We start from the raw sequence: 25,186 nt of genomic DNA on the forward strand, positions 1-25,186 counted from the left end.
CCAAAAGCCTTTTTATGCGAAGGCTTTTTTTACTTCACATTCATGACACACGAATTTAAAAACATAGTTGAAGAAGCTTCAATAGCAAAATCAAAAGGCCTAAAATCTGTTTTGGCATCTGTTGTGGCATTGGATGGCTCATCCTATAGAAGACCAGGTGTAAGAATGCTTATTCTTGAAAATGGCAAAATGATTGGCGCTGTAAGCGGGGGTTGCGTTGAAAAAGAAATCCTATTACAATCGGAAATTGTTTTTAAAACAGGTGAATCCAAAATGATGACTTACGACGGCAGATACCGTTTAGGTTGCGAAGGTGTTTTGTATATACTTTTGGAAGTTTTCAATCCCAATGAATCTTTTAGAAATGCTTTTCAAAACTGTTTAGAAGAAAGAAACGCGTTCGAAATACAGTCTTATTTTGTAAAAAAGGAAGGTGTTTTTTCAGGAATTGGCACTCAAGTCAAAATCAATAATAAGTCGTTTTCAGTTTCCGGGAATAAGTTAGAAAACCAAAATACATCAGGCTCAACCTTCCATCAAAAGATGCCGCCCTGTTTTAAATTAATTATAATTGGTGCCGAACACGATGCGGTGCAACTCTGTAAATATGCCGCTTTAACGGGTTGGGAAGTAACTATTGTTTCAGGAGCGTCAGAAGCCAAATCGATTTCAGATTTTCCGGGTGCGCATAGTTTTTCTGCTATTTCCCCAGAGCAAATGGATGTTGAATTAATCGACAACCAAACGGCCATTGTGCTAATGACTCATAATTTCGCTACCGATTTGCGCTATTTAGTGGCTTTGAAAGATACCAATCCAAATTATATTGGACTATTGGGACCAACAAAACGGCGAGAAGATTTGCTCTCTCAATTTATTGAATATTGCCCGAATGCAGAAGATGAGTTTTTAGATAAAATCCATGGGCCAGCAGGTTTAAATATCGGTTCCGAAACGCCACAGGAAATAGCCATTTCCATAATTTCCGAAATTTTATGTGTGATAAGAAAAGAAGAACCCATATCTTTAAGTAAGAAAACGGGACGGATTCATACGTCGTAACTAATTCTTTTGCACAAACCATCAAACATATCCATCATCATATTAGCCGCCGGCGCCTCAAAACGCATGGGAACTCCCAAACAACTTCTAAAATGGGGAAATTCCACCTTATTGGGCAACGCCGTTGAGACTGCTTTAAAATTACCGGTAAAAGAAGTTGCGGTAGTTTTGGGCGCGAATTATAACGAGATTAAAAAACACATTGCACACCATCCCATAACTATTTTAAACAATGAAGAATGGCAAAAAGGCTTGGGAAAATCCTTGGCTTTTGGCATTGAATATATGGCTGTTTCAAAACAAGATATTGATGGAATTTTAGTAACTTTAGCAGACCAACCTTTAATCGATCAAGTATTTCTAAATAAATTAATTGATGCCTTCAATAAAAAAACGCACCCTATAATGGCGACATCGTATAAAAATAAAAAATATGGCGTTCCTGTTATTTTTGACAAGATGTATTTTGAGGAACTACGGAATTTGAATGATGATTTTGGTGCTAAACACATTTTAAAAAAACATAAAGCATCAGTTAAAACTTTAATACCTGAATTAGAAAACCTAGATTTAGATTTAAAAGCAGATTACGATATATTATTTAAAAAGTATTTTAATGAATGATTTAAACACAATATGTTAAAAGAATACCTACCAATAATTTTGCCAATAATATTTTTTGTTATTCTGTTTTATGTTAAATATAAGAGAAAAGAAAAAATAAACGATTCTTCATCTGATTTTGATAATTATGATTTTGATTAAAATGTAAAACAAATGAGCGCATCACCAGAACATAAAGCCAGTACATCAGAAAAGTTCACCGCTTTAAAAACCGGTAAACCGCACACCAATAGTGCCGGATTTGGTGCTTTAAAAGCGGTTTTTGGTCAGGTTACAAAATACATGAAACCTGTTGATGCCATTAAATTATCACTTAAAATAAATCAAAAAGGCGGATTTGATTGTCCGGGTTGCGCATGGCCAGACCCCGATGATGATCGTTCTGCTTTGGGTGAATATTGCGAAAACGGACTTAAAGCCATGGCCGAGGAAGCACAAAATAAAACCATTGGCGAAGATTTTTTTAGAGACCATTCCGTTGAGGCACTTGCTGAATTATCGGATTTTGAAATCGGTAAATCCGGACGTTTGTCCGAACCCATGTTTTTGGCAAAAGGCGCAACACACTATCAACCCATTTCTTGGGAAGACGCTTTTGGGAAGGTAGCAAATCACTTAAATGTTTTAAACCATCCCGATGAAGCGGTGTTTTATACCTCCGGAAGAACCACTAACGAAGCGGCTTTTTTGTATCAGTTATTTGTGCGCGAATTTGGTACGGCCAATTTGCCAGACTGCTCTAATATGTGTCATGAAGCCAGCGGCAGCGCCTTATCTGAAACCTTGGGCATTGGCAAAGGCTCGGTAACTTTAGACGATTTGTACAAAGCCGAAGTGGTTATGGTTATTGGTCAGAACCCGGGTACCAACCACCCTAGAATGTTAACCGCTTTAGAAAAATGCAAAAAAAACGGCGGTAAAATTATAGCTGTTAATCCGTTGCCCGAAGCGGGGTTGATAAAGTTTACAAATCCGCAAAACCCCATAAAATTATTAACTGGAGGCACGAGTATAGCCGATGTTTTTGTGCCGATTAAAATTAATGGCGATGTGGCTTTTATTAAAGCCTTGTTGCTTAAATTGTTGGAAGAAGAAGAGCAAAACGGTAATGTTTTTGATACCGCATTTATTGAAGAATTCACCGATGGCTATGACGCATTTATTACCGATTTGAAAACATACAATTTTGATGCATGTTTACAAGCTTCGGGAATTACAAAAGCTGTTTTTGATGAGGTTTTCAATCCTATATTGAACAACGATAAGATTATTATTTGTTGGGCCATGGGCTTAACACAACATGAAAATGCCGTTGATAATATCCGGGAACTCGTAAACCTTTTGTTGTTAAAAGGTAGTATTGGAAAAGAAGGCGCAGGCACTTGTCCGGTTCGTGGACATTCCAATGTGCAAGGCGATAGAACCGTAGGTATTTGGGAATCGGCGCCACAAGCTTTTTTAGATAAAATTGAAACCAAATACGGTTTTAAACCCACCACAAAACACGGCTATTCGGTTATCGATGCCATTAAAGCGATGTATGAAAAAAAAGCAAAAGTGTTCTTTGGTTTGGGCGGTAATTTTATCTCGGCAGTACCCGATACCAATTACGCTGCACAGGCTTTGGCGAACTGTAATTTAACCGTTCATGTAAGTACAAAACTGAATCGTTCGCATTTGGTAACCGGAAAAGAAGCGCTCATTTTACCCTGTTTGGGCCGCTCGGAAAAAGACTATCAAAAAACAGGCATCCAAACCCAGAGTGTCGAGAATTCCATGGGTATTGTGTCGTCAACCAAAGGGATTTTAGAACCGTGTTCCAATGCATTGTTAAGTGAAGTTGCCGTAGTTTGTGGCATTGCGCATGCCACTTTGAAGGAACGAAGCAAAATCGATTGGTTAAAATATACCGATGATTATAATTTGGTACGCGACGATATTCAAGAGGTTGTGGATGGTTTTGATGATTATAACAAACGCTTAAAAAATCCGTCAGGGTTTTATTTGCCCAATGGCGCTCGTGTCAGGGATTTCAAAACCAAAACGGGAAAAGCGCTTTTTTCTATCAATAAACTCCCCAATTGGAAACTTAAAGATGATGAATTAATTATGATGACCATTCGAAGTCACGACCAATTCAACACCACGATTTATGGTTTAAATGATAGATATCGAGGCATTTATAACGAAAGGCGCATCATTTTTATGAACAGAAACGATATGAAAATTAGGGGCTTGAAAGAACAGCAAGTGGTTAATTTAAAATCTGAGTTTAACGGTGTTATCCGAGTTGCGAATAAATTTAAAGTGATTGGTTACGACATTCCTAAAAGTTGTTGTGCCACTTATTTCCCAGAAACCAATGTTTTAGTGCCTTTAGATAGTTTTGCACACACCGCAAAAACACCGGCTTCAAAGAGTGTTGTAATTACTGTTGAAGCAACCTGAAAATAAATTTTAATGACTAATTTATGAAACCAACGCGATTTGAAAGCACCATGGCATTAATCGATGGGAAAAACTCTGAAGACCCCAATGTGTATCGTGTTCATGGTTTAGATTATCCGAAAGAATTATTGTACTCGCAACGCATGACGCGTAAGCTGTTGCAGTTTCATCCCAATGCATCAAAAGCGTTGCAAATTGCGGCGAGAGCACAGCATATATGCCGATGGCAAATCCCTAGAGATGACTACCCAATGGATCGCGTTGGTTATTTAAAATGGCGGGAAACCCTTAAGAAAATGCATGCAGACATTACCGCAACTATTTTAAAACAAGTGGGGTATGACGATGAATTTATTAATCGAGTTACAGCTTTAATCACCAAAAAACTCATAAAGAAAAATGAAGAGTCTCAAATTTTGGAAGACGTGGTTTGCCTCGTTTTTTTGGATTATTATTTTGAGGAATTTTCAGAAAAACACGACGCCAATAAAATGATAGACATTCTTCAAAAGACCTGGAAAAAAATGTCCGACAAAGGCAGAATAGAAGCATTAAAACTCCAATTTTCTGATAAAAATTTAAAACTCATAAATGAAGCTATTGCGCCATATTTTTAGCCACCAATAGTAATCATACTTCTATTGTTATTATGCAATTTAGGCTCTTGAAGTTTTTCCAAAGTATTCATGCCGCCACGTATTTTAAGCTTTGCTTGCACTGCTTTTTGAATGATGGGTTCAATAGAATTTCCTGCTCGAAGTGTGGTTAACAAATCAGATTCGGTAGAAGAAAACAAACAGTTTTTTAATTGCCCGTTGGCCGTTAAACGCAGTCTGTTACACGAATCGCAAAACGGATTGGTTACCGAACTGATGATAGCAAAACTACCTTGATACCCCTTTATTTTATAGTTTTTGGAGGTGTCGTTCGGGGCGTCTTTTAAGCGCTCAATGTCTGCTTCGGGAAAAGAAGTGTTTACGTAATCCATTACTTCTTTATATGACACCATTTTACTGATGTCCCATTTATTGCCATCAAAAGGCATAAACTCTATAAACCGAACGGAAATAGGTAAATCTTTTGTAAACTTGATGAAGTCTATGATTTCGTTGTCATTAAAACCTTTCATTAAAACCGCATTCAATTTTACCTTAAAGCCTTCCTTTATCAATAATAGAATATTGTTGTAAACTTTTTTAAATTCATTACGACGAGTTATATGTTTAAACTTTTCTTCATCCAAAGAATCTAAACTCACGTTGATGTTTTTTACACCATTAAGTTTCAACACATCAATAAACTTATCGATAATAACGGCGTTTGAAGTGATTGACAATTCCACAGGGAGTGTTGCCAATTTCTCTAAAATAATGGGGATGTCTTTTCTAATTAAAGGTTCGCCACCTGTTAATCTAATTTTTGTAACCCCATGTTTCACAAAGGTTCTTGCGATGTCGTAAATCTCTTCGTAAGTCATTAAATGGCTTTTAGGCGATAGTTGTACACCTTCTTCGGGCATGCAATACGAACAGCGCAAATTGCAGCGTTCAATTAGCGAAATACGCAAATAGGTGTGGTCTCTACCGTGTAAATCTTGTAATATATTTTTATTAGTGTCCATTTTTACCTATTCATTTTTAATTATAAATTAATCGTGTCTTGCACCTTTCAAAATCCCAAATACATGTAAAACCGACGGAAAAATAGCATCCATAGATTCCTTTGCACCGTTGGTTGAACCCGGTAAAGCAATCACTAAAGTGTTATTTATTGTGCCCGCCACACTTCGGGATAGCATAGCGTAGGGCATTCGGTTTTGACCGTAATTTCTAATGGTTTCCTCAATGCCTAAAATGCGTCTGTCTAACAACGGAATTAAGGCTTCGGGCGTTACATCGCGTGCCGATAATCCTGTTCCGCCCGTATAAATAATCAAGTTTACTCCCAGATTTTCATAATGTTTTACTTTGTTTTGGATGCTGTCTTTTTCATCTGGAATTATGATGTAATCTTCAACCTTAACATCGCAGGCTTCTAGTTTTTCAATAATGGCTTTTCCGGCTTTGTCTTCTTTTTGACCATTGGAAATTGAGTCCGAACACACAATAACAGCAGCGTTTAACGGTGTTCTAAATCGGTTTTTATAACTGGATTTGCCGCCTTTTTTATTCAATAATTTTATAGCGTGTATCTCGATGCCTTTGTCAATGGGTTTTAGCATATCGTACATGTTTAGTGCTACCACGCTGGCGCCATGCATCGCTTCAACCTCAACACCCGTTTTGTAAATGGTTTTAATGGTGCAGGTTACGGTAATTTCCAAGTCGTTAATTTCATACTCAATCCCAGTATATTCAATAGGCAGCGGATGGCAGTCCGGTAAAATATCCGGTGTTTTTTTTACGCCCAATAAACCAGCTGCCTTGCTCATAGCAAATACGTTGCCTTTTGGTACGGTGTCGTTTTTAATGGCTTCAATAGTGTCTGGTTTGCTCACTTTTACAATGGCTTGAGCGGTTGCTATTCGAAGGGTATTTGATTTATGTGTGATGTCGACCATTTTGATGTTTTTGTTTGATTGAGACCTGTCAGGTTTTCAATACCTAACAGGTATTGTTTGCGTTTTATGAGTTTACTTTCCACTGATGCGATTCGTCTTCAAAAATTTCTTTTCCAAAAACGGGAACATCAGCTTTTATGGCTTCAACGATAAATTCCAAAGCCTTAAAAACCACCTTTCTTCGCGGTGACGAAACGAACACAAACAAGCAAATTTCGCCTGCTTTTACCATGCCTAAACTGTGGTAAATATGCATGCAGGTAAGTTCGAATTTTTCAAAAGCGGCTTCGCGAATCTCATGGAATTTTTGATTAGCCATATCCTCGTAAGCCGTATATTCAATCGCCGAAACGGTTTTATCGTTTATTACATCAGCACGTACCTGACCTAAGAAAATATTGTGGGCGCCAATGCTGGTTTTGGTTTGATGTTTGGCGATGGAATCCCCTATAAATTCTGAGGAAATCGCGCCTTGTTTAAATACGTTTTTAGGTTTTCTATCTTTCATAATATGTATTGCTTTAGTCCTGCAAAGTTTTAAAAACCTTGTAGGTTTCAATTATTTCTGCTGCACCTTCTTTCAAGCTAAAACAGTTTTCAATTTTTAATGCTTTTAAAATAGAAACTGCTTTTTTACTGCGGATTCCCGATTGGCAAAACAGATACTTTTCTTTTTTCAAATCGATTTTATTTAGGTTGTTTTTTAGTGTGCTCAACGGCATGTATGTTACTTCTAAATTTTCAACTTTTGGCTGTTCGTGTGCTTCTCTAACATCGATAAATTGAATGTTATCTTTTGATAAAATGGAGGTGATTGAAACTTCGTCTGCATCAATTTCACAATTAAAATCGATATCGTTTTTATGAAAATTTTCCTTGTCGTTTAAAACCGAATTGATAATTTTTTCATTTCGATTGATTTTTAAGATAAATGTTTTTGATGTTTGCGCATTATAGCACAACAATTTCCCCGAAAGCACGTCGCCCAGATTTAAAATAATTTTTAAAACCTCATTGGCTTGCATACTGCCAATAATTCCGGGAAGAACTCCCAAAACACCAATTTCCGAACAATTTGGAATCGTATCTTTTTTAGGCGGATTTGGAAACAGGCAACGATAACTCGGTCCGTTGTTGTAATTAAAAACAGAAACTTGCCCTTCAAACTTATAAATAGCGCCAAAAACCAATGGTTTGTTGGTTAATAAACAAGCATCATTTGAAAGGTACCGTGTGGCGAAATTATCGGTGCCATCAACAATAATATCGTATTGATTGAATAAATTGATGGCGTTTTTGTGCGTTAGTTTTTCAGGGTAAGCGATGATGGAGATTTCATTGTTTAAATCTTCCAAACGTTGTTTTGCGGCCATGGCCTTGTTTTGACCTAAAGATGATTTGCCAAATAAAACCTGACGTTGCAAATTGGAAATTTCAACCACATCAAAATCTATAATACCAATGGTGCCAACACCCGCAGCGGTTAAATACTGCAGCACGGGGCAGCCCAAACCACCAGCGCCTATAACCAATACCTTGGCATTGGAAATTTTGTCTTGACCGGTTTGCCCGATTTCGGATAATATGATATGTCTGTTGTATCTCATTTAATGTTTTTTCAGACCTGTCAGGTTTTTAAAACCTGACAGGTCTATGTTGTTCAACCACCGGCAAAAGGCGGTAATAAGGCGATTTCGGTACCTGTAATTTCGGTTTCAACGGAAACCAATTCTTGATTGTGCGCCACTTGAAAATCCTTGTTTTTTAATGCCTTATATTTTGAGTAAAGCATATTTAAAAGCTCGGAAATCAGTTGTCCCGAAAACTCCAAAGATTCTTCTTCTTTTTGAGTCACTTCGGCTATTTGTCCAAAATATTTAATGGTTAAATGCATTTTCAATTTGTTTTAATTCTTCTTTTGTATTCACGTTCATCGTAGAAAATTCATGCGCTTTTTCTAGTTTGATGTTTTTTGATATGCAGGCTTTTACGGCCACTCGTAATCGCCGTTCGCCTTTCTGTAAAAACCCATTAAATGTGTCTTTAATGTGTCGTTTATATAAAGCAATCAACGGCATTGTTTTTCCTTGGTTTTCAATTTGAATGATTTCGGAATTGGCATCAACAGCATCAATTAATTTTTTTAAAATTTCAGAGTTTATCAGCGGAATATCGCAACTCAAAATCAAATTGTAATCGGTTGATGAAGCTTCTAATCCGGAGCAAATCCCCGCCATTGGACCCGCATTTTTTGTGATGTCGTTTACGCGTTTCAATCCGAATACATCGTAATTTAAATCATCTGAAACAATTATAATTTCCGAAACCAAAGGTTTTAAGGCCTCGATGCTATATTGAACAAAGGGTTTGTTGTTCAGCCTTAAAAAACCTTTGTCCGTTCCCATTCGCGAGCTTTTTCCGCCAGCTAAGATTATGCCCGTTATGTCTTTTTTGTCTATCATTTTATGCGAAAAATAATTTAGCACTTGCAATTACGAGAACAAAAGCCAAAATATATCGAAGCTTTTGGTTGTTGATTTTTTTACTGCCATAGTAACCACCCAAAACACCGCCAATAAGTGCAATGCCCACCAATAAAAACGATTCTTTTTCTAAAGTTACGCCGCTACTTAATTGCCCGATAAGTCCGGAAGCGGAATTTACCCAAATAAACAAAGCCGAAACTGCGGCGGCCTCCTTCATTTTGCCCCAATGTAAAAGCAAAATTATGGGCGTTAAAATAATGCCTCCGCCAATACCGATAAGTCCCGAAAAGAAACCAATGATGGCACCAACAATCAACCCTTGCCATAGTTTTATGTCTTTTATGCTGTTGCTTTCTTTTCCGAAAACATTCAACATTTTTAAAATGGCAAACACCAGTAAAATCGCTAATATTTTTTTGTAAAGTGTAGCATCAACTTCAATCGTGCCTCCCAAAAAAGCTAATGGAATTGAGGTTATGGCGAACGATAAAAATAACTTTCGGTTAAAATAACCTTCCTTATAATAATAGTAAAATGAAATACCGGCAACGAATAAATTGAGCAATAGGGCAGTAGGTTTCATGGTTTCCGTTGCGAATGAAAACAGTGCCATTAAAGCCAAATAACCGCTTGCGCCACCGTGACCAACGCTAGCGTAAAGGAATGATACGATGGGTAGTATAAAAAGGAAAATATATATGTTTTCGGTTTGTAACATTTTATAAATCTTTTATTTTTTCGAGTTGCGTATCTAAAAATTCCCAGCAGTTTTTATTAATATTGTCGAAGGCATTAACCAAAGTTTTTCCGTAATCGGTGAGTTCTGCACCGCCACCACCTTTACCACCAATACTGTTTATGGTTACCGGTTGTTTTGCCGATTTATTAACCGAATCAATAAGGCCCCAAGCTTTTTTATAGGATATATTTAAAGATTTTGCTGCTTTTGAAAGCGATCCCGTTTCATCAATGGCTTTAAGTAATTGCACGCGTCCTTCACCTAAAAACACCTTGTTTTTGGATTCGATCCAGATTCTGCTTTTAATTTTATAACTCATATTTATACAGGTAATAAAATAGTTTCAACGGTATCGTTCCTATTAATTTTGGTAACCTCTTCTGAGGCAAAAACCAAAGCATTCGACACGGCAAACGTGTGTTGCATGGCTGAACTTTGTCCTTCTAAAATTTCAACTTTTCCATCGTTATAAACCGCTTTGAGAAATTGTGGACGGTCGCCTTTTTTGTTAAAATCTGAAACGGATTTTGCTTGTATTCGAGGCAATTCAGAGGCATCCCGATTCATCATATTTTGCAAGGCGATAAACACATAAACATAAAAACAAGTAAGTGCCGCTGCGGGATTTCCGGGCAGGGCAAAAATGCTTGTGTCCTCTTTTTTCCCAAAGAACAAAGGCTTACCGGGTTTCTGTTTTACTTTATAAAAAACTTCTTTTACATTAAGTTGGTTTAGAGCCTTGCCAACAAAATCGTAATCGCCCACCGAAATACCTCCGGTTATTAGTACTAAATCATGGTTGTTAATAACGGTGTTGAGTTTTGTTACCGTTTTTTCATAATCATCTGCAACTTTATGAATGCTAACATCGTAAAACTTTAAGCTGTAAAGTGCCGCGAGCAACATTTTGGAATTGCTTTCGTAAATTTTTCCGAAAGGTAAATCTTGTCCGGCTTCAATCAATTCGTTTCCTGTGGTAACAAGGGCAATTGAAGGTTTTTTAAACACGGAAACATCTTTTATACCCAAAGAACTTAAATACCCAATTGCCGCTGGTGTTAATTTCGTTCCTTTTTTCAAGGCCAAATCGCCTGTTTTAACTTGTTCGCCTAAAGGGCGAATATTATGTTCTTTATCTATGTGGTGTTCAATTTCAAGCGTATTGCCATCCGTTTTAACTTTTTCCTGCATCATTACGGCATCTGCCGTATCCGGAATTGCCGCGCCCGTAAAAATCCTTACGGCTTCCCCTTTTTTTAAAACGGGTTGATGTTCATCGCCAGCTTTTACTTCACCTATTAAACGATATGTTAAATCGTCATGTAAATTCAAGGCATAACCATCCATGGCCGATTGCCTAAAAGGTGGCATATTTATAGGAGCATATTGGTCTTCATATAAAAAGTAACCACCAGCTTTTTCAACCTGTTTTGTGGTCTTTTTTAAAATAGGCTTTACGCTTAGTTTTACCAATTGAATAGCGTCTTCGATAGAGATCATTTAAAAATTTCGTTATATCCATACAAATATAACGGATTATATTTTATTGTAAATTAAAATATTATGAAGAATCGTTTATTTAGATTTAATGTAAATAAAGTTTATATGACATATGTTAGTTTATTTTTTACTAATTTCATGGAGATTTACGCTTTTAAACTAACGAACCAACTTTTTTATGCCCATAAAAAGCTATTTAGCGCATCCACACGAGAATAAAAAAGAAGAACTTATAACTGCATTATCAGCATTTAAGGAATGCGAGGTTATGCCTGCAACCAATGAAGATATTTTGGTGTTGGTAACCGACACTTTAGATGATGCTTCTGACGAAATTCTTAAAGAAAAAATTGAAAATATTGAAAGCCTAAAATTGTTAGCAATGGTTTCAGGTTTTAACAGTCCACAAAATCAGCAATAACATGTACAATTCATTATCAAACAGAAGAAGTTTTATAAAAAAAATGGCGCGTTTGTCTGCCATGGCGGCAGCGGCTTCCATGTTTCCGGGCATCATATTTGCCAGCGAACAAGAGGCTGGAATTCCTGATGGCGCCAATTTAGATTGGAAAAAAGGCCCTTGTAGATTCTGTGGTGTAGGCTGTGGTATTTTAGTGGGAACTGAAAACGGTAAAGCCGTGGCCGTAAAAGGCGACCCAAACAGTGCTGTAAATAAAGGCTTGCTTTGTGTGAAAGGCTATCATCAAACCATGTGTATTCAGTCTAAAGACCGATTAACCCATGCTTTGGTGAAGAAAAAAGGAACTTATGTAAAAACGCCAATAGATGAAGCTTTAGATATTGTTGCCAATAAAATGAAAGAAACCATTGCGGCACACGGGAAAGACTCGGTGGCGATGTACACTTCGGGGCAATCCACAATTCCTGAAGGCTATGTGGCTTCAAAATTAATGAAAGGCGCTATAGGTACCAATAATTTAGATTGCAACGCCCGCTTGTGTATGGCCAGTGCGGTAACCGGGTTTTTAACCTCGTTTGGTGCCGATGAGCCCATGGGGTGTTACGAAGATATTGAGTATGCCGATTATTTTGTGACTTGGGGCAATAATATGGCAGAAATGCACCCCGTTTTATTTTCTAGAATGTTAGAACAAAAAGCGAGACGAGGCGCTAAAATTATTGATTTTGCTACGCGAACCACCCGTTCTAGCACAGCATCAGATAAGTCGATTTTATTTGAACCGCAAACCGATTTAGCGGTTGCCAACGCGATTTGTTATGAGATTATTAATAATGGTTGGGTAAATAAATCTTTTGTTGAAAAGCATTGTAACTTCAATAAAGGACTTACCAATATAGGATACGGACTTGAAGACAATTTTGAGTTTACAGACAAACCGGAAAAAATAGATTTTGCTGCTTTTAAGGAATTTTTGAAAGATTACACGCCTGAGAAGGTTGCCAAATACTCAAAAGTATCGGCAAAGGATATTAAATATCTGGCTTTTATTTATGGAAACCCGAATACTAAAGTAGTCTCTTATTGGTGTATGGGCATGAACCAGCATACACGAGGCACATGGATAAACAATTTGGTTTATAACATTCATTTATTGACCGGAAAAATTTCACAACCCGGTAATGGGCCGTTTTCGTTAACAGGTCAACCTTCTGCTTGTGGAACCGCTCGTGAGGTGGGCACATTTACGCATAAATTACCCAAAGGCGTGGTAATGAATGCCGAAAACAGAGAATTTGCAGCTAAAATCTGGAAAGTTCCCGTTGAACGGATCCCATCAAAACCAACTTATCACGCTACCGAAATGTTTAGAGCGGTTGATCGTGGCGATATTAAATTTATTTGGACTCAAGCAACCAATCCTCTGGTGTCCTTGCCGAAAACGAGTCGCTACCGCCCAGGCATGCAAAAAGATTCCTGCTTTGTGGTGGTTTCCGATGTGTTTCCAACACCAACTTCCGATGTTGCCGATGTGATATTACCGGCATCGTGGCATATTGAAAAAAGTGGATTGTACGGAAATTCAGAACGAAGAACCCAGCATTGGGACAAAATGGTTGAAGGCCCTGGAGAAACCACACCAGATGCGTGGATGTTTATTGAAGTGGCAAAACGAATGGGTTATGGCGATTTGTTTCCTTACAGCAAAGAAAACCACGTTGAAGAAATTTATAACGAATACAGACAATTTCATGAAGGTGCAAAACACGGAATGGCGCCATTAGAAGTTTTAAAGAAAGAATCGGGTGTTATTTGGCCTTACGTAAATGGCAAATCTACACAATGGCGATTCAATGCTAAATACGATCCGGCATGTTCTAATGGTGAGGATTTTCATTTTTACGGCAAACCAGATGGAAGAGCCGTAATCTGGCAACGGCCTTACGAACCCGCACCGGAAGTACCAGACAGCGATTATCCGTTTTGGTTAAACACCGGTCGTGTCATCGAGCATTGGCACACAGGGTCTATGACCCGAAGAATTCCTGTATTACACAAAGCGATGCCACATGCCTATATAGAATTTCATCCGGAAGATGCCAAGGCTTTGGGGGTTAGAAATGGTGAAAACATAAAAGTAACCTCACGACGCGGTTCGTGTGTATTACCAGCCTCGATAAACGAGAGAGGGTTGCCCACCAAAGGTCAGGTTTTTGTACCTTTCTTTGATGAAAACATGATGATTAACGATGTAACGCTTGATGCTTTTTGTCCGATTTCCAAAGAACCAGATTATAAAAAATGTGCAGTTAAAGTTGAAAAAGCTTAGAATATGAAAAAAAGACTCGGAATCATATCGCTTTTTATAGTACTGTTTATAACTTTTATTGTTATTTGGAGTTTTAGCTATCAAACGGGTTTAGAAGAAGGTTATGTTCCTATAGAAAATACCGCAATACATACTAATATTCCATCTGAAAGTGGTGTATTTAAACGGTCGGAATTTGCATTGGAATATGCCAATATGCCTGTTGACGCCAATCATCAACGCACATTAGATACATATTACGATAATAGAGCGTATCATGGAGCGCCACCAAGTATTCCGCATCCCGTTAAAAACGAAAGAAGCTTGGGCGGTAATACCTGTTTGCAATGTCATCAAAATGGTGGTTTTGTAAAACGATTTGAAGCCTATGCACCCGTTACACCGCATCCAGAAATGGTTAATTGTCGCCAATGCCATGTAGCCCAAAACAGCAATTCACTTTTTAAGTCGGCCAATTTGGCAAAAGTACATGCGCCAAAAGTGGGCGTTAATAACGCATTGTTGGGCACACCACCTATGATTCCGCACCAAATACAGATGCGTGAAAACTGCTTGTCTTGTCACGCCGGACCCGCTGCACCCAAAGAAATTAGGGTAACACATCCAGAGCGTATTAACTGCAGGCAATGCCATGTGCCAACAGACCGTGTAGTTTCGGAAATCACACCTTTTTCAAGAACCAATAGTAAAGATAATGAATAGAGAAAATTACATATATATATTAGCTTGTCTGTTTGTTTTAGTCTTTTTTTCGTGTAAACATGGTGAAGGCGAATACCACAGTCTTCACGATAAAATTCAAGCCGAAAGTATAAGTCATCAGGATTCTACGTTATCTTCCGAAGCTTTTTTCAATCATTATAAAACCATGGAGATTACCGAAGGCGGGCATACGTTTTTAATTCCTGAACGGAAAAGCCAAATCACATCGTATGCATGTACGGAGTGCCATACGGAACCTCTGGATGAACTTAAGGGCAAGGACTTAAAAAAAGCACATTGGGATATTACATTAGCGCATGCCAATAGCAATACAATGAATTGTGCCACGTGCCATAATGGTAGCGATATGAATAATCTCAATACACTTACTGGTATTAAAGTAGATTTTAACTCCAGTTATAAATTATGTGCCCAGTGCCATTCCTCTCAATTTGAAGATTGGAAAGGTGGCGCACATGGTAAACGCATTGGCGGATGGGCGCCACCACGGGCATCGCTTACTTGTGTTAATTGCCACAATCCGCATAGCCCAAGTATTGAATCCAGATGGCCATCGCGATTTAATACGGAACAAATTGAAGGAGCTTACGAAGGTTTAGAGCATTAAAAAAATAGGTATGAGCAATAATAAAAAATGGTATTCATTAGATTTAAATTTTAACCGAAAAAAAGAACCTTCAGGGTCTTGTGGCTGTGGTAAAACCTCGGGTGGCTGTAACAGCCATAAAGAAGAGTTGAGCGAAGAAGCATTTCTTGAAGCTGCGGTAAATGCATCGATTGGAGATGAAGTAAAAAAGGATGGTTTCGAGCAGGTATTTGACGTTAAAATGGATAGGCGAACGGCCTTTAAAAAGTTAACCGCGAGTTTGCTAATTGGCGCTGGTGCCGTAAGTACATCGTGTAGTGTGGTTACCGGTGAAGATAGCAAAGAAAGAGCACAAATAGATTGGGAAGAGCAGTTTAAAGGCAACTATAAACTGATGAGTGATAAGGAAAAAAATGCCACGGTTGAACGCTTAATGCGCTCTTATGAATTGCGCACCGGAAAAAACATTAGTATGACCTCAGAAAACGCCAAAGACGATGTGCTTTTTGGGTATGCTTTCAATATTTCGAAATGCCAAGGGTATATGGATTGTGTGAATGCTTGTGTTGAAGAGAATAACCAAGATAGGGATTCGCAAATGCAGTACATCCGAATCCATGAAATGAAGGACGGCAATGGCTTTAAGTTTAACGAGGCCGATGATAATTATTACCACGAAGTGCCCGCGGAAGGTCATTTTTATATGGGAACCCAGTGTTTTCATTGCGATAATCCGCCATGTGTAGAGGTTTGCCCGGTGCAAGCCACTTGGAGAGAAGATGATGGTTTGGTGGTTGTAGATTACGATTGGTGCGTGGGATGCCGCTATTGTATGGCAGCTTGCCCGTATGATGGCAGACGCTTTAATTGGAGTAAACCCGAAGTGCCTGAAGCTGAAATTAATAAAAAACAACACTATTTAGGAAACAGGATGCGTAAAAAGGGCGTGGTTGAAAAATGTACGTTCTGTGTGCAGCGATCCAGAAAAGGACAAAACCCAGCTTGTGTTGAGGCTTGCCCAACGGGAGCGCGGATATTCGGGAATTTATTGGATCCCAATAGTACGATACGATGGGTTTTGGAAAACAAAAAAGTGTTTAGGCTTAAAGAGGATTTGGGCACCGAGCCTAAGTTCTGGTATTTTATGGATTAGTTGGCAAATAATTAGGCTGACGACGGACTGAATACTGCCGATTGCAGATTGATGTGCGTTAGGGATTGAGCGGCATGTTTGAGCTCGCCGACGCAGGAGGAAGCGAGTAGTGAAAGCCCGACCCTTGCGGTAACGCCCAACTTCTCGATACAATTCCAATAAAAATTGGAATTACTCGAAGTGACACAATAGATAAAACCAAGAGTTATAATAAAATGGTATGCGACGATTAAAAGTTTTTAGAAGTTTAGTTATTGATAGCCTTGATGCTACCACAAAAGGATCTGTTAAATATAATGTTTGGATGGGGGTTTTAACCTTTATTATGCTTGTTGGTATGTATTGTTACGCCATACAATTGGACCAGGGTTTGAGCGTTACGGGCATGAACGACCGGGTGAGTTGGGGTTTGTATATTTCTAATTTTACGTTTTTGGTTGGGGTAGCCGCAGCGGCGGTGATGCTGGTTATGCCAACTTATGTGCTTAAGGATATTGATTTTAAACAAGCCGTGCTTATTGGCGAAGGGCTTGCCGTGGCGGCGCTTATTATGTGTTTGGCTTTTGTGGTTGCCGATATGGGCGGCCCATCGGTACTTTGGCACATGATACCCGGAATTGGTGTGTTTAACTTCCCGAATTCGATGTTGACCTGGGATGTTATTGTGTTGAATGGTTACTTGTTTTTAAATTTGAGTATTCCGTTTTATATTCTTTTTAGGCGTTACCAAGGCAAGGTGCCCAACCCAAAAGTGTATATTCCTGGAGCCATTCTTTCAGTGCTGTGGGCGGTTGCCATTCATTTGGTTACGGCGTTTTTATATCAAGGATTACAGGCGCGTCCGTTTTGGAACAATGCCTTGTTGGGGCCTCGGTTTTTGGCATCGGCATTTGCTGCCGGACCTGCTTTGATTATTTTGGTTTTGGCGGTTATACGGTCGTTTACGGCATTTAAAATAGAAACCAAAACCATCAATAAGATTGCCATGATTGTTACGGTTGCAGCCCAAATTAATATTATTATGTTGATTTCGGAGTTGTTTAAAGAGTTTTATGCGCCAACCCACCATAGTGAAAGTGCGTATTATTTATTTTTTGGATTGGAAGGAAAAACAGCCTTGTTACCATGGATTTGGACCGCGATTTCAATGAATGTTGTGGCTACCGTAATGTTAACCTTTAAACCGCTTCGAGAAAACCTAAAGGTGCTTTACTTTTGTTGCGGATTACTTTTTGTGGCGATTTGGATTGAAAAGGGATTCGGGCTTATCGTTCCTGGATTTATCCCCGGGCCTTATGGCAAAATCGTTGAATATTTACCAACCAAAATAGAGGTGGGCGTCACTTTAGGTATTTGGGCCATGGGTGCTTTTATTTTTACCATACTCGCCAAAACTGCTATTGGTATAGAATTGGGTAAAATTAGATATAAGAAGAAATCCTGATTACCGAATTGTAATTTTATTCAAGCATTTTTTATTTGAATTTTATGAGATATGTCATAAACTGCGCCGTGCATAGCCTATATATTTGTACCATAAAAATTTAAAAAATGAAAAAACAATACGTATTCATGTGCATGTTGATGGCGACCATTCAATTCGCACAGGCACAATTTACATTAGATGGCGAGTTTAGACCCCGTAGCGAATACCGCCACGGATTTGGAAGCATTATTCCTGATGCTGCCGATGCCGGATTTGGAATTTCTACGAGAATTCGTTTAAATGCAGGCTATCAAGTTGATGCCTATAAGTTTTATTTGAGCTTGCAAGATGTGATGGTTTGGGGCGAAAATCGACAAATTCTACCTTACGATCAAAACAATTCGTTTGCTGTGTTTCAGGCTTGGGCGGAAATTAATTTAGGTGAAGGGTTTTCAACAAAATTAGGGCGTCAGGTTTTATCTTATGATGACCAGCGTATTATGGGCGGACTGGATTGGGCGCAGCAAGGGCGCAACCACGATGCGGCTTTGTTAAAGTATAAAAAAGGAAAGTTTTTAACTGATTTTGGCTTGGCATTTAATCAAGATTATTCGCATCCCACGGGTTTTGTTTCAACAGGAACGGGCTATAATACCACAGGTTTCTTTTCGTATAAAACCATGCAATATTTGTACTTAAAACAGGCTTGGGAAAACTTTTCCGGAAGCTTGTTGCTGTTAAATAATGGATTTCAGAAATTCGATACCAACAACAATCCCGATGGCGTAAATAGCATTCAAACTTTAGGGACACATTTAGATTATAATAAAGGACGATTTGGAGTAGCTGCCAATGCGTTTCTTCAAGCGGGCGATAATGTAGATGGAGCTTATTTATTAGGATTGGATTTTAGTTATAAAGCATCCGATAAAATAGAACTTGGAGCAGGTTTGGAACTTATGAGCGGAAATGATACATCAACTCCAGATACCGAAGCATTCTTTCCATTATACGGCACAAACCATAAATTCAATGGGTTTATGGATTATTTCTTCGTAGGTAACCATGCCAATTCCATTGGGTTATTTGATGTTCATGTGAGTGCCAACTTTAAATTAAGCGAGACTTCTGGTTTATTGGTTAAAGTTTTAAATTTTAACGGCGAACAAGATTTACCAAGTGGAGAAAAATCTTTAGGAACAGAGTTGGATTTGGTCTTCTCAAAAAGCTTTAAAGGATACGCTTTAAAACTGGGCTATTCGCAAATGTTTGCTAGCGATGGCATGTACGAGTTAAAAGGTGTTGCTGAAAATGCCGCATCCGATATGCAAAATTGGGCGTGGGCGATGTTGGTGATTAAGCCTAAGTTTTTAAATGGAACCAATTAAATTATAATATATTCATTTTTTTAAGAACCCTCTTTATTGAGGGTTTTTTTTTATTTCTTCATTCCAGAAATTATTCTGTAAACCCGTCAATTGTTTTGCCCCTAACTTTCTTAAAATTAAATTACATTTCTTACATTTAAGCAGTAAACGAATACTATGCTTAAAAAAGTTTTTGGAAGTGCCGTTTTTGGTGTCGAAGCCACCACCATTACCGTGGAGGTTAACGTTGATAAGGGTGTGGGCTATCACCTTGTGGGGTTGCCCGATAATGCCATAAAGGAAAGTAATTTTAGAATTGCCGCAGCGCTACAGAATAATGGTTACAGAATCCCTGGCAAAAAGATTATTATTAATATGTCGCCTGCCGATTTACGAAAGGAGGGAAGCGCGTACGATTTAACTTTAGCCATCGGAATTCTAGCATCTACAGACCAAATTAAAGCCGAAGATTTAGAAAAATATTTGATAATGGGCGAGTTGTCGCTTGACGGCAGTTTGCAACCCATTAAAGGCGCTTTGCCTATTGCGGTGAAGGCCAGGGAAGAAGGCTTTAAAGGATTTATCCTGCCAAAACAAAACGCTAAAGAAGCTGCCATTGTAGACAATTTGGAAGTTTATGGTGTTGAGAATATAAAGGAAGTCATCAATTATTTTGATAAAGATGAAGCTCTTGAACAGACCATAATCGATACCCGAAGGGAATTTGAAAAAAACCTGGACTTTCCGGAATTTGATTTTTCCGATGTAAAAGGACAGGAAAGCATTAAGCGTTGTATGGAAATTGCAGCGGCTGGCGGCCATAACATTATTTTAATCGGGCCTCCGGGAGCGGGAAAAACCATGTTAGCAAAACGCTTACCGAGTATTTTACCGCCTATGACCTTGCACGAGGCCTTGGAAACCACCAAAATACACTCTGTGGTTGGGCGCGTAAAAGATACCGGTTTGATGGCGCAACGCCCGTTTCGCAGTCCGCACCACACCATATCGAACGTCGCCCTTGTTGGCGGCGGTAGTTTTCCGCAACCGGGTGAGATTTCCCTATCGCACAATGGCGTGTTGTTTTTGGATGAATTACCGGAATTTAAACGCGATGTTTTAGAAGTGTTGCGCCAACCATTGGAGGATAGGGAAGTAACCATTTCCCGCGCAAAATTTACGGTAACCTATCCATCATCGTTTATGTTGGTGGCGAGCATGAACCCGAGTCCGGGTGGTTATTTTAACGACCCCAGTGCACCGGTAACCTCAAGTCCCGCGGAAATGCAACGGTATTTAAGTAAAATTTCCGGCCCGTTGCTCGATAGAATCGATATTCATATTGAAGTGACGCCCGTACCTTTTGAAAAATTAAGTGAGGACAGAAAAGGCGAAACCTCGGTGGATATTAGAAAACGCGTTACCAAAGCCAGGACCATACAAACGGAGCGTTTTAAGAAATCGGATTCGGTACATTATAACGCGCAAATGAACACCAAACAAATCCGTAAATATTGTGTTTTAGATGAAGCTTCAAAGCAACTTTTAAAAACCGCAATGGAGCGTTTAAACTTATCGGCACGGGCCTATGATAGAATATTAAAAGTGTCGAGAACTATTGCCGATTTGGAAGGGGTTGCAGATGTTAATGGTTCGCATATAAGTGAAGCGATTCAGTATAGAAGTTTGGATAGAGAAGGTTGGTTGGGATGAGAAAAATAATGTATCAGATATAAAATAAATGCTATGGCCAAACGAAGAAGTTTAAGGGATAAAAGAAGTAATATCAAGAATTCTAATTTTGTTGGTCGAAAGAAGCAAATTAGTGTCTTTTTGGAAAATCTAAAACTTGGTGTTGATCATGATTCTTTTATGAATATTTTTAACGTTTATGGTCAAGGAGGTGTAGGTAAAACAACATTGTCTCATAAATTTAAAGATTATGCTGAGAAAAGTGGGATGAAAGTTGTGTTAATTGACTTTGAGAATATCAAGCTCTATTCTGTTCCTATTGTGATAAATGAAATGGCAGAACAATTAATTGATTGTAGCGGTCGTGGTTTCAAAAGCTTCTCTAAAAAGTATAATTCGTACCTAGAGAAAAGAAGTAAATTGGTTGTAAATCAATATGATGGAGTAAATAAAGTAGAAAGCTTAGCGTCTGGTACTTTTAAACTAGGTGTTAGCGCAGCTTCAGAATTTATCCCTGGTGGAAGTGTTATAAAAGAATTTTTGCCTATTGATACAATGGCAGAAGGAACGGGGAAATTAGTTAATAAGGCTTGGAGCAAATTTGGGAATAAATATGATGTTGAAGAGGTTTTGCGACCCATTAAAAGCTTAACTGAAATATGGATTGAAGATTTATTTGATTATACGGAAAATGATGCGGTTTGTTTTATTTTTGATAATTACGAAACGTCCAATCCAGATTTTGATTATTGGCTTCATAATTTATTAGAAGAGCAATATGGCGCAGTACCACATAACATACTAATTATAGTAAGTGGCAGGGCAGAATTAGAAATCACTAGATGGTCGTCACTTTCAGATTTACTTGTAAAAATTCCTTTAGAACCCTTTACTATTGACGAGGCCACTGTGTTCTTGCAACAAAACGGTATTCGTGACGTAAATACCATAGAAACCATACTCTCTGTCTCTGGCAGATTACCTGTTTATTTGGCTTTGTTTGTTTTAGAAAACTCAATAGTCGATAATCAAATAGTATCGTTGCCAACCGAAAAAGTTGTTGGTCATTTTTTAAGGCGTATTGCTAACCCAGAGCATAAACACATAGCAAGATTAGGCGCTATTCCTAGGCATTTAAATTTGGATATCATTAAAAGAATATTGGATGATGTTCAAGAACCGGAAAAATTGTTTCATTGGCTAAAACACAGATCGTTTATTCAAAAAAGGAATGGTAAATGGTCGTATCATTCTATCATTAGAGAACAAATCCTCACTTATATTCAAGAAGAAAGTAAAGAAAACTGGGTTGAAATACACAATAGAATAGCCGATTACTACTTAAAAATGTCTAAAAACATGGGTTTCAAAAGTATTAATGATGCTAGAGAAAGCACAGTTTGGGTAGAGTATAATCTAGAATACCATTACCATAAGCTATGCGCCAATCATCGAACCCAAATTCCAGATTTTTTTAAAAGTTTTTTGGAATTCATAAACGGACATAAAAACTATAAAGATGCTTTGTTTTGGTTAGAAGTTTTCATACAAGCTAATAACACAGGAATAAACAGCAAATGGTTAAATGTTTTTGAAAAAGGCATTACAAATTTTGTTAATAGCCAACAAGATTTTGGCTCTGGCTTATGGAAAGAAATTCTGGATTCTGGTTGGTTTAATGAAAACTCTAAGCTTAAAGGTTACTTATTCCATTTAATGGGATATTCAAAAAGATCGCAAGGAGAATTGGAAGATGCTATATTGTATTTTGAAAAAGTCTTGGATACAAATTTTAACAGAAAGGAAGTTACACTAAATAACCTGGTTAATTTGTTTATAGATAATAAACGGTACAATGAGGCAAAAACATATAACTCAAAATTATTAGAAGATGATCATGATAGTTTAAATGGTAGGTGGAATTTAGGCAGAATCCATTCACGCTTAAAAGAATACGATAAGGCTTTCATCCAATTTAAAAAAGTTTTGGAATTGGTTCCAAACAATGCAATTGCTCATTATAATTTAGGAACCGTTTACGAAAATCAAAAAAAACTAAATAAAGCTATTGAGTGTTACAAAAACGCTTTTAAACTAGATTCAAATTATCTAGACCCTTCTTATGCCATTGCTAAGCTATTGGTAAAACAAGAAAAAAAAGATTTAGCAATACAGCAATATAAAAACATTTTAAGCATTGATCCCAACTACATAAATGCTTACAATGGGCTGAGTGAAATTTATATAAATGATAATAATGATGATCTCGCTATAAAATTATTCAAAAAAGGGATTGAGGAAAGCGGCCCAAAGGTTGCTAGTTTTTTATTGAACAAAATAGGAATTATACACCAAAACAAAGGAAACTACACAAAGGCTATTGATGTTTACAACGAGGTTATTTTAATGGATGCTACTTTTTACGCCCCATACTACAATAAAGGCATGTGTTATGGGTATTTAGAAAAATACGATAAATCAATAGAGTCATTTAAAAAATCCATAGAGTATAGCCCTACTTTCTCTGATGCTTACTGTAACCTAGGTGTTATTTATGCAACTTTGGGCAAAACAAAAAAAGCGCTCAAATATTATGATAAATCAATTGATTTAAATTCAAATAACGATGTGTCTTACTTCAATAAAGCTACCATCTATACAAAACAAGGAGAATTAGAGCAAGCCATTGAACTGTACAAAAAAAGTATTGATTGTAATCCTAAATATATTAATGCTTATCGTGGTATTATCGAGGTTTTAACTACTCAAAAGAATTATGAACAATCCATATTATATTGTAAAAAAGTTCTTGTATTAGATTCAAGTTTATATTTAATACATAATGTATTAGGCTGGAATTTAATTTTAATGGATGAATTGGATAAAGCTGAAGAATATTTAGAAAAGCATAAAGATTTATCCGATGAATTGAATAAAGTTGCATCAATGAATATTGGGCATATAAAGCTTATGAAAAAAGATATTGAAAGTGCAAAAGAAATGTACACTTTAAGCCTCAAGCTTTTTAATAAAGACAACCATTTCTTTAAAGGAATGGAACAGGATTATATAGATTTAAAGATGGAAGACAAAGGCATTCTTCTCAAGGGTTTTGAGAAAATATTACTTGATTTAAAAAGTTGAAAATTAATATTGGTCATTAATTATTATTGATAATCAGTGATAGGCTCGAAGCGATTAAATCTTGGGTATTATATAGAAAATGATGACGGTACTAGTTTACATAAAGTCATAAAAACAAAAATAATTTAAGATTATGAAAAAAATAGTTTTTATATGGATGGTCAGCATCTTATCATTTGGATTAAATGCTCAAAGCATTATTGGAGCTTGGGAAGGCAATTACAAAACCGAGACTGGCGAAAACCTAAAAAGTGTAGTCATATTTACTGATGGCTATCAAGCAACAGCAGTTTATAATGCAGACACGGGTACATTTATTAGCACTACCGGTGGTACCTGGGAATTAGATGGAGATACCATGACTGAAAAAGTAGAATTCGATACGAATAATCCAGAACGTGTTGGTACCGAAAAAAGCTTTAAGATTGTGGTAACAAATTTCGAGTTGGAAATTGTTGGCTCTGATAATAAATTAAAAAAAATAGATAACGGAACTCCTGGGAAATTACAAGGTGCATGGTTAATGTCGGGTCGGGTTAGAAACGGAGAAACCCAATCGCGAGATGTAAACAGACCCAGAAAAACCATGAAAACTTTATCGGGTACGCGTTTTCAGTGGATTGCTTATAACACAGAAACCAAACAATTTATGGGAACTGGTGGAGGAACATACACCACGATTGATGGTAAATATACCGAGAACATCGAGTTTTTCTCAAGAGATGATACACGTGTAGGAGCAAGTTTGAAATTCGATTTCAGTTTGGTTGATGGTCATTGGGTCCACCAAGGGTTCTCCAGTAAAGGCGACCCATTGCATGAAATTTGGAGTCTTCGAAATTAGTTGTTTCATTGATTAATAGTATTGGTATATGTATAGCAGGTTGGTTGTGATAAATTCCAACGAATACTAGAATCTGTTTTTA

At 37.6% G+C, this 25,186-nt stretch carries 23 protein-coding genes; 14 read left to right on the top strand and 9 right to left on the bottom strand.

Annotated features, from left to right (window positions below; genetic code table 11):
• Window positions 1–42: 42 nt before the first annotated feature.
• From RNZ47_RS06155 to RNZ47_RS06170, 4 genes are all read left to right on the top strand, one after another.
• On the top strand, window positions 43–1,062 hold the full coding sequence (locus tag RNZ47_RS06155; RefSeq protein ID WP_311937851.1) for an XdhC family protein: 1,020 nt from the start codon (window positions 43–45) through the stop codon (window positions 1,060–1,062).
• A 9-nt stretch (window positions 1,063–1,071) separates the two neighbouring features.
• A complete protein-coding gene (locus tag RNZ47_RS06160; protein ID WP_311937853.1) occupies window positions 1,072–1,686 on the top strand; it encodes a nucleotidyltransferase family protein in 615 nt (204 codons plus the stop codon).
• Window positions 1,687–1,839: 153 nt separating this feature from the next.
• Window positions 1,840–4,134, top strand: coding sequence for an FdhF/YdeP family oxidoreductase (locus tag RNZ47_RS06165; protein ID WP_311937856.1), 2,295 nt, complete (start codon window positions 1,840–1,842; stop codon window positions 4,132–4,134).
• Window positions 4,135–4,157: 23 nt separating this feature from the next.
• Entirely contained in the window at window positions 4,158–4,751 is a 594-nt protein-coding gene (locus RNZ47_RS06170) for a DUF4202 domain-containing protein (RefSeq protein ID WP_311937858.1), read from the top strand.
• Here RNZ47_RS06170 and moaA read toward each other — a convergent pair.
• The 9 genes from moaA to RNZ47_RS06215 form a co-directional block, all read right to left on the bottom strand.
• Entirely contained in the window at window positions 4,748–5,755 is a 1,008-nt protein-coding gene (gene moaA / locus RNZ47_RS06175; protein WP_311937860.1) for a GTP 3',8-cyclase MoaA, read from the bottom strand. The two genes, RNZ47_RS06170 and moaA, sit on opposite strands and share 4 nt — an antisense overlap.
• A gap of 27 nt (window positions 5,756–5,782) precedes the next feature.
• Window positions 5,783–6,694 (bottom strand): bifunctional molybdenum cofactor biosynthesis protein MoaC/MoaB, encoded by a 912-nt coding sequence (gene moaCB / locus RNZ47_RS06180; RefSeq protein ID WP_311937862.1) that lies wholly within the window; start codon window positions 6,692–6,694, stop codon window positions 5,783–5,785.
• Between the two features lie 64 nt (window positions 6,695–6,758).
• Entirely contained in the window at window positions 6,759–7,202 is a 444-nt protein-coding gene (locus RNZ47_RS06185) for a molybdenum cofactor biosynthesis protein MoaE (RefSeq protein ID WP_311937863.1), read from the bottom strand.
• Between the two features lie 13 nt (window positions 7,203–7,215).
• A complete protein-coding gene (gene moeB / locus RNZ47_RS06190; RefSeq protein ID WP_311937864.1) occupies window positions 7,216–8,301 on the bottom strand; it encodes a molybdopterin-synthase adenylyltransferase MoeB in 1,086 nt (361 codons plus the stop codon).
• Between the two features lie 53 nt (window positions 8,302–8,354).
• Window positions 8,355–8,588 carry a MoaD/ThiS family protein gene (locus RNZ47_RS06195; RefSeq protein ID WP_311937866.1) on the bottom strand — a complete coding sequence of 78 codons (234 nt, stop codon included), beginning with the start codon at window positions 8,586–8,588 and terminating at the stop codon, window positions 8,355–8,357.
• The gene (gene mobA / locus RNZ47_RS06200) at window positions 8,572–9,156 is read right to left on the bottom strand and encodes a molybdenum cofactor guanylyltransferase (protein ID WP_311937867.1); all 585 of its coding nucleotides are present in this window, start codon (window positions 9,154–9,156) and stop codon (window positions 8,572–8,574) included. The genes RNZ47_RS06195 and mobA overlap by 17 nt, the downstream gene beginning before the upstream one ends.
• Window position 9,157: 1 nt before the next feature.
• The gene (locus RNZ47_RS06205; protein ID WP_311937868.1) at window positions 9,158–9,898 is read right to left on the bottom strand and encodes a sulfite exporter TauE/SafE family protein; all 741 of its coding nucleotides are present in this window, start codon (window positions 9,896–9,898) and stop codon (window positions 9,158–9,160) included.
• Between the two features lies 1 nt (window position 9,899).
• Entirely contained in the window at window positions 9,900–10,238 is a 339-nt protein-coding gene (locus RNZ47_RS06210) for a winged helix-turn-helix domain-containing protein (RefSeq protein ID WP_311937871.1), read from the bottom strand.
• A gap of 2 nt (window positions 10,239–10,240) precedes the next feature.
• The gene (locus tag RNZ47_RS06215) at window positions 10,241–11,419 is read right to left on the bottom strand and encodes a molybdopterin molybdotransferase MoeA (protein ID WP_311937873.1); all 1,179 of its coding nucleotides are present in this window, start codon (window positions 11,417–11,419) and stop codon (window positions 10,241–10,243) included.
• Window positions 11,420–11,597: 178 nt separating this feature from the next.
• On the opposite strand from RNZ47_RS06215, the gene RNZ47_RS06220 reads away from it, so the two are divergent.
• The 10 genes from RNZ47_RS06220 to RNZ47_RS06265 all read left to right on the top strand — a co-directional run bounded on the left by RNZ47_RS06220 (window position 11,598) and on the right by RNZ47_RS06265 (window position 25,104).
• Window positions 11,598–11,840 carry a hypothetical protein gene (locus tag RNZ47_RS06220; RefSeq protein ID WP_311937875.1) on the top strand — a complete coding sequence of 81 codons (243 nt, stop codon included), beginning with the start codon at window positions 11,598–11,600 and terminating at the stop codon, window positions 11,838–11,840.
• Window position 11,841: 1 nt separating this feature from the next.
• Entirely contained in the window at window positions 11,842–14,169 is a 2,328-nt protein-coding gene (locus tag RNZ47_RS06225; RefSeq protein WP_311937876.1) for a molybdopterin-dependent oxidoreductase, read from the top strand.
• Window positions 14,170–14,172: 3 nt separating this feature from the next.
• Window positions 14,173–14,871, top strand: a complete 699-nt coding sequence (locus RNZ47_RS06230) for a nitrate reductase cytochrome c-type subunit (protein WP_311937878.1) — start codon at window positions 14,173–14,175, stop codon at window positions 14,869–14,871.
• Entirely contained in the window at window positions 14,864–15,499 is a 636-nt protein-coding gene (locus RNZ47_RS06235) for a cytochrome c3 family protein (protein ID WP_311937880.1), read from the top strand. The genes RNZ47_RS06230 and RNZ47_RS06235 overlap by 8 nt, the downstream gene beginning before the upstream one ends.
• Window positions 15,500–15,509: 10 nt before the next feature.
• Window positions 15,510–16,631 carry a 4Fe-4S dicluster domain-containing protein gene (locus tag RNZ47_RS06240; protein ID WP_311937882.1) on the top strand — a complete coding sequence of 374 codons (1,122 nt, stop codon included), beginning with the start codon at window positions 15,510–15,512 and terminating at the stop codon, window positions 16,629–16,631.
• Window positions 16,632–16,851: 220 nt separating this feature from the next.
• Window positions 16,852–18,075, top strand: a complete 1,224-nt coding sequence (gene dsrP / locus RNZ47_RS06245; protein WP_311937884.1) for a sulfate reduction electron transfer complex DsrMKJOP subunit DsrP — start codon at window positions 16,852–16,854, stop codon at window positions 18,073–18,075.
• A 107-nt stretch (window positions 18,076–18,182) separates the two neighbouring features.
• The gene (locus RNZ47_RS06250; protein ID WP_311937886.1) at window positions 18,183–19,445 is read left to right on the top strand and encodes an alginate export family protein; all 1,263 of its coding nucleotides are present in this window, start codon (window positions 18,183–18,185) and stop codon (window positions 19,443–19,445) included.
• Window positions 19,446–19,601: 156 nt separating this feature from the next.
• The gene (locus RNZ47_RS06255) at window positions 19,602–21,137 is read left to right on the top strand and encodes a YifB family Mg chelatase-like AAA ATPase (RefSeq protein WP_311937888.1); all 1,536 of its coding nucleotides are present in this window, start codon (window positions 19,602–19,604) and stop codon (window positions 21,135–21,137) included.
• A 33-nt stretch (window positions 21,138–21,170) separates the two neighbouring features.
• Complete coding sequence (locus RNZ47_RS06260; RefSeq protein ID WP_311937890.1) at window positions 21,171–24,260, top strand: tetratricopeptide repeat protein; 3,090 nt, start codon at window positions 21,171–21,173, stop codon at window positions 24,258–24,260.
• Window positions 24,261–24,393: 133 nt separating this feature from the next.
• Window positions 24,394–25,104, top strand: a complete 711-nt coding sequence (locus RNZ47_RS06265) for a DUF4488 domain-containing protein (RefSeq protein ID WP_311937891.1) — start codon at window positions 24,394–24,396, stop codon at window positions 25,102–25,104.
• Window positions 25,105–25,186: the final 82 nt, after the last annotated feature.

This window comes from Hwangdonia seohaensis, from assembly GCF_031932625.1.
Taxonomy (GTDB): domain Bacteria; phylum Bacteroidota; class Bacteroidia; order Flavobacteriales; family Flavobacteriaceae; genus Hwangdonia; species Hwangdonia seohaensis.